Source organism: Curtobacterium sp. HSID17257 (assembly GCF_003989515.1).
In the GTDB taxonomy this organism is placed as follows: domain Bacteria; phylum Actinomycetota; class Actinomycetes; order Actinomycetales; family Microbacteriaceae; genus Curtobacterium.
The window spans coordinates 1-6,327 of sequence record NZ_RBLU01000151.1; the positions used below are offsets into that span (position 1 = coordinate 1).

Sequence of the window (6,327 nt, forward strand, 5' to 3'; positions counted from 1 at the left end):
TGCGGCGCCGGAGGCAGAGCCGGCGCCGCAGCGCTTGTCGGCGCCGGAGCGCTCGCGGGTGCTGGGGCCGTCGCCGGTGCTGCACGGGGCCGGGCTCTCGCGGTCGTACGACGGGGTACCCGCCGTGCAGGAGGTCTCGATCGCGGTCCGACCCGGACGGGTGACGGGCGTGATCGGCGCCTCCGGGTCGGGCAAGACGACGGTGGCGCGGATGCTGCTCGGGCTCGAGACGCCCGACGCCGGCACCGTCACGCTCGACGGTCGGCCGTGGGTCCCGCTGTCCGAACGGGACCGACGGAGCAGACGGCACCGGGTGGCCGCCGTCGTGCAGGACCCCGCTGCGACCTTCGACGAGCGGTGGACGGTCGAACGCGTGCTCGCCGACGCCCTGACCGACGGTCGGGAACGCCGGGCGCGGGGCGGGCTGGCCGACGCGGTCGACACCGCACTCCGTCGGGTGGGACTCGACCCCGTGCTGCGGACCCGCGCCCCGCGCACCCTGTCCGGCGGGCAACGGCAGCGGCTGGCGATCGCCCGGGCGCTGGCGAGCTCGCCCGAGGTGGTCGTGCTCGACGAGCCCGTGACGGCACTCGACGCGACCGTGCAGGGCGCGGTGCTCACGCTGCTCGAACGGCTGCGCGACGAGACCGGCGTGGCGATGGTGTTCGTGTCGCACGACCTGCGTGCCGTCCGCCGGATGGCCGACGAGGTGATCGTCGTGGACCAGGGGCGGGTCGTCGAGCAGGGTCCCGCGGAGCAGGTGCTCGGCGCGCCGGAGCACCCGGCGACCGCGCGCCTGGTCGACGCCTCCGCCGGGCTCGCCCGCGGCGCCTGAGCGCTGCACCGCGAGCTTCTCGGGGCCACGTCGCGGTGGATCGGTCCGCGAAAGCGACAGTGTCCCGCCGAAGATCGGCGGGACACTGTCGCTTTCACGGAAGGGTCGGCGAGGGTGCCTGTCCGACGGCACCCCGGCCGACCGCGACGGCTACGAGCCCGCGTGCTCCTTGTCCGTGCCCGGCTTCGGGGCGTCGCCCGAGATGATCGGGATCTCGCTCGTCGAGAAGTCCTTCGCCCAGTCGGACTGTGCGAGCTCCGAGGTCGGGTCGTTGTAGTCCTCGATGACGCCGGCGACCTCGTCCTCGTGGGCGACCGTGGGGCCCGAGCCCATGAGCGGGGTGGCAGCGGTCTCCTTGGTGAAGAACACCGCGACGAGGCCGATCACGGCGGCGAGCATCAGGTAGAACGCGGGGATGTCCTCGGCCCACGACAGGCCGGCGTCCTTCGCTCCGGCGATGAGCGCCTGCGTCGCGAGCGGGGTCGTGCCGCCGAACAGCGAGACGGACACGTTGAACGCGATCGCCAGGGCGCCGTAGCGGATGATCGTCGGGAACAGTGCCGGGAGGGTCGACGGCATGGTCGAGGTGAACGTGACCAGCACGAGACCGAGGATCAGCAGACCGAAGAACACGCCCGCGCCGGTGCCCGACTGGACGAGCTTGAGCGCCGGCCACGACAGGACGATGAAGCCGATGCAGCCCGCGGCGAGGACCGGACGGCGGCCGAACTTGTCGGACAGGCGGCCGCCGAAGGTGATGACGACCATCATGAGGATCATCACGATGACGATGAGGATCAGGCCGAACGTGGCGTTCTGGCCGAGGTTCGTCTCGAGGTAGGTCGGCATGTACGACAGCAGCATGTAGTCGGTCACGTTGAACACGAGGACCAGACCGATGCAGATGAGGAGCGAGCGCCAGTTCTCGGCGAACAGCTTGAGGAACGGCGTCTTCTGCGACTCGCGCTCGGCGGCCTGCTCCTGCTGCTTCTGGAACGCCGGGGTCTCCTCGAGCTTCAGGCGGAGGTAGAGCCCGATGAGTCCGAGCGGGCCGGCGATCATGAACGGGATGCGCCAGCCCCAGCTGAGCAGCGTGTCCTCGGGCATCGTGTACTGCAGGATCGTGACGATCGAGGCACCGAGCACGTAGCCGGCGAGCGTGCCGAACTCGAGCCACGAGCCCATGAAGCCGCGGCGCTTGTCCGGCGAGTACTCGGCGATGAAGGTCGCCGCGCCGCCGTACTCACCACCGGTCGAGAAGCCCTGCACGAAGCGGGCGACGAGCAGCAGGACCGGGGCCCAGAAGCCGATCGTGTCGTAGGACGGGATCAGGCCGATCATGAGCGTGCCGGCCGCCATCAGGATCATCGTCAGCGCGAGGACCTTCTGACGGCCGATCTTGTCGCCGATCGGGCCGAAGACGGCACCACCGATCGGGCGGACGATGAACGCGGCCGCGAAGAACCCGAAGGTCGCGACGAGGTTCGACGTGGGGTCGCCCGCCGGCAGGAACACCTTCGAGATGGTGACCGTCAGGTAGGCGAAGATGCCGAAGTCGAACCACTCCATCGCGTTGCCGAGGGCCGCGGCGGCGACGGCACGCTTGAGCAGCGACTCCTCGACGACGGTGACGTCGTCCTCGGTCAGCTTGCGGCGTGCGCGCTTGGCCTGGGCCTTGGTGCGCAACGGCCGGTCGCCGTGCTGGTGTGCTTCGTTCGGTGCCACGTTCGTTCCTCCGGTAGTGCTGTGTCTTGCCTTCGGGCATCCGGCGGAGAGCGACTGTGCAGTCCTCGCAGACACCGCGTCCGCCGGACAAACTCCGACAGCCTACCAGATGGAGCGCTCCGACGACGCGGACCGCTACGATGAGGCCACCGCGGACTGTACTCGCGACACTCAGGCACCTCACCACGGACTCGGTGCCGCACACATCGATCGAAAGGCCCCGCCATGTCGAAGCCCATGCCCGAGAAGCCCACCGTCGACGGACTCGAGCAGGTCTGGGGCCCGGTCTGGGAACAGGACGGCACCTACCGCTTCGACCGCGACAGCGCGACGAAGGACGCGGTGTACTCGATCGACACGCCGCCGCCGACCGCCTCCGGCTCGCTGCACATCGGTCACGTCTTCTCGTACACGCACACCGACCTCAAGGCCCGGTACGAGCGGATGCGCGGCAAGCACGTCTTCTACCCGATGGGCTGGGACGACAACGGCCTGCCGACCGAGCGCCGCGTGCAGAACTACTACGGGGTCCGCTGCGACCCGCAGCTCCCCTACGACCCGGCCTTCGTGCCGCCGTTCGAGGGCGGCGACGGCAAGTCGAGCAAGGCCGGCGACCAGCTGCCGATCTCGCGCCGCAACTTCATCGAGCTGTGCGAGCGCCTGACGGTGCAGGACGAGCAGCAGTTCGAGCACCTCTTCCGCGCGCTCGGCCTGTCGGTGGACTGGACGCAGTCGTACCGCACGATCGACGACACCTCGCGGGCGAGCGCGCAGCGTGCGTTCCTCCGCAACCTCGAGCGCGGTGAGGCCTACCAGGCCGACGCCCCGACCCTCTGGGACGTCACCTTCCGCACCGCCGTGGCCCAGGCCGAGCTCGAGGACAAGGAGATGCCGGGCGCGTACCACGGCCTGGCGTTCCACCGCACCGACGGCGGCGAGGACGTCGTCATCCAGACCACCCGCCCCGAGCTCCTGCCCGCGTGCGTGGCCCTCGTCGCGCACCCGGACGACGAGCGCTTCCAGGACCTGTTCGGCACGACCGTCCGCTCCCCCCTGTTCGACGTCGAGGTCCCGGTGCTCGCGCACCACCTGGCGCAGCAGGACAAGGGGGCCGGCATCGCCATGGTCTGCACCTTCGGCGACACCACGGACGTGGTCTGGTGGCGAGAGCTGCAGCTGCCGAACCGCGCGATCATCGGCTTCGACGGCCGCGTCCGCTCGGACGAGCCCGCGTGGATCGAGTCGACCCGCGGCAAGGAGCTCTACGCCGAGATGGCCGGCAAGACCGTGTTCTCGGCGAAGAAGGTCCTCGTGGACGCCCTCACCGAGTCCGGCGAGCTGGTCGGCGACGTGAAGACGATCAACCACCCGGTGAAGTTCTTCGAGAAGGGCGACAAGCCGCTCGAGATCGTCTCGACCCGCCAGTGGTACATCGTGAACGGCGCGCGCGACGAGCAGCTCAAGGAGACCCTCCGGAAGCGCGGCGAGGAGATCGCCTTCCACCCGGACTTCATGCGCGTCCGCTACGACAACTGGGTCGGCGGCCTCTCCGGGGACTGGCTCATCTCGCGCCAGCGCTTCTTCGGCGTGCCGATCCCGGTCTGGTACCCGCTCGACGCCGACGGCAACCCGGTCTTCGACCAGCCGATCGTCCCGACCGAGGCCCAGCTGCCCGTCGACCCGGCGTCCGAGCCGGCTCCCGGCTACACGGAGGACCAGCGCGGCGTCGCCGGCGGCTTCCGGGGCGAACTCGACGTGATGGACACCTGGGCGACCTCGTCGCTGACCCCGCAGCTCGCGGGCAAGTGGGAGACCGACCCGGCGCTGTACGACCTCGTGTTCCCGTACGACGTCCGCCCGCAGGCGCAGGACATCATCCGCACGTGGCTCTTCACGACAGCCCTCCGCAGCCAGCTCGAGGCCGACGTCGCCCCGTGGAAGCACGCGAGCATCTCGGGCTTCATCGTCGACCCCGACCGCAAGAAGATGTCGAAGTCGAAGGGCAACGTCGTCACGCCGCTGTCGATCCTCGAGCAGCACGGTGCGGACGCGGTCCGCTACTGGGCCGCATCGTCGAAGCTCGGCACGGACGCGGCCTTCGACCCGCAGAACCCGAAGCAGATCAAGGTGGGTCGCCGTCTGGCGATCAAGGTGCTCAACGCGGCGAAGTTCGTCTACGGCTTCGAACTGCCGAGCGGCGCGACGACGGTCACCGAACCCCTCGACGTCGACGTGCTGGCGGAGCTCGGCTCCGTGATCGAGCAGGCGACCGCTGCCTTCGACGGCTTCGACCACGCCCGGGCGCTCGAGGTCACCGAGCGGTTCTTCTGGACCTTCTGCGACGACTACCTCGAGCTCGTCAAGGAGCGTGCCTACGGCACGGCGCCGGACGCGACGCACGAGACGCAGGCGAGCGCCGTCCTGGCGCTGCGTGCCGCGATCGACGCGCTGCTCCGTCTGCTGGCACCGTTCCTCCCGTTCGCGACCGAGGAGGTGTGGGCCTGGACCCACGACACCAGCGTGCACACGGCCGCGTGGCCGACGGTCGCAGAGCTGCCGACGCAGGCCGAGCCGTCCGGGCTGCTGTCGGCCGTCGGCCAGGCGCTGATCGGGATCCGCGGTGCGAAGACCGCCGCCAAGGCGTCCCAGAAGACGCCGGTCACCCGTGCCGTCGTGGCAGCCCCCGCCGACCAGCGCGCGCTCATCGAGCGTGCGGCGGTCGACCTGGCCGCGGTCGGCCGGATCGAGAACCTGTCGTTCACGGACGGCGAGGAGCTCGCGGTGACCGAGATCGAGCTCGCCGAGCAGCAGGCGTAGCGTCGGTTCCTGCGGGCCGGTCGCGTCGCCGACGCGGCCGGCCCGCACACGGACTGGAGGCACGGATGCAGTTGGGTACACGCTGGAACGTGGGTGGGCAGCCACCCGAGCGACTCCCCGAGGCGATGGTCGTCGCCGTACGCGGTGTCGAGGAGGAGCTGGCGGCAGAGTCGGTCGACGCATCGACCTGGCGCTGGACGCTGACGTACCTCGAGGGCAAGCCGATCGTCGAGCTCGACGACGGCACCTCGATCCACCTCGACCCCGCCGGCCGGGCGCAGGTGACGAACCCGGACGACGCGCCGGAGGAGGACTAGCGCCGGACCCGCGGCCCCGGACGTCGCCGCCGACCCGGTCCTAGACTGGAGAACGTCCGTTCCCGGCGCCGGCGCACCACCGCACGGCATGACGGACGGATCGCAGGGGCGCAACGCGCAGGGAAGGGGACGCCCGTGGCCAGCACCAGCAGCACCGTGGACCCGCAGGTCCGGTCGCGCATCGTCGACGCCGCGGACGCGCTCTTCTACGCCCGTGGGTTCCAGTCGGTCGGCATGGACGAGATCCGGACGACCGCCGGCGTCTCGTTGAAGAAGCTCTACTCGGTGTTCCCCGGCAAGGAACAGCTCGTCGCCGCGGTGCTCAGCGGGCGGCACGACTTCTGGGAGCGCGGCATCGAGCAGGCGGTCGCCGCAGCCCGGACCCCGCGGGACCGGCTGCTCGCGGTGTACGACTTCCTGGAGCAGTGGTTCGGCGACGACACCTTCCGCGGCTGCGGCTTCATCAACGCCTTCGGGGAGCTGGGTGCGACCTCCCCCGCGGTCGCCGAGATCGCCCGTGCGCACAAGGACTCGTTCCAGCGGTTCGTCGCCGGGCTCGCAGCGGCCGCCGTGCCGGACCTCGACGCGGCCGAGGAGCTCGCCGCCCAGCTCGCGCTCCTCGCCGAGGGCGCG

At 70.6% G+C, this 6,327-nt stretch carries 5 protein-coding genes; 4 read left to right on the forward strand and 1 reads right to left on the reverse strand.

Annotation, left to right across the window (positions count from 1 at the left end; translation table 11 throughout):
- On the forward strand, positions 1–835 hold an 835-nt coding region (locus tag D8M35_RS15015; RefSeq protein ID WP_148113394.1), incomplete at its 5' end, for an ABC transporter ATP-binding protein.
- A 150-nt stretch (positions 836–985) separates the two neighbouring features.
- On the opposite strand, the gene proP is transcribed toward D8M35_RS15015, so the two are convergent.
- A complete protein-coding gene (gene proP / locus D8M35_RS15020) occupies positions 986–2,560 on the reverse strand; it encodes a glycine betaine/L-proline transporter ProP (RefSeq protein ID WP_238638258.1) in 1,575 nt (524 codons plus the stop codon).
- A 225-nt stretch (positions 2,561–2,785) separates the two neighbouring features.
- Here proP and valS point away from each other — a divergent pair, with 225 nt between their 5' ends.
- From valS to D8M35_RS15035, 3 genes are all read left to right on the forward strand, one after another.
- Positions 2,786–5,377, forward strand: coding sequence for a valine--tRNA ligase (gene valS / locus D8M35_RS15025; protein ID WP_126892562.1), 2,592 nt, complete (start codon positions 2,786–2,788; stop codon positions 5,375–5,377).
- A gap of 65 nt (positions 5,378–5,442) precedes the next feature.
- Positions 5,443–5,694: a hypothetical protein gene (locus D8M35_RS15030; RefSeq protein ID WP_126892563.1), complete on the forward strand. Its 252-nt coding sequence runs from the start codon at positions 5,443–5,445 to the stop codon at positions 5,692–5,694.
- A gap of 135 nt (positions 5,695–5,829) precedes the next feature.
- The coding region (locus D8M35_RS15035) for a TetR/AcrR family transcriptional regulator (protein ID WP_238638259.1) at positions 5,830–6,327 on the forward strand (498 nt) is incomplete at its 3' end.

Coding starts and splice junctions, on each gene's coding strand:
- valS (WP_126892562.1), top strand. CDS start 2,786: ATGTCGAAGCCCATGCCCGAGAAGCCCACCGTCGACGGACTCGAGCAG.
- D8M35_RS15030 (WP_126892563.1), top strand. CDS start 5,443: ATGCAGTTGGGTACACGCTGGAACGTGGGTGGGCAGCCACCCGAGCGA.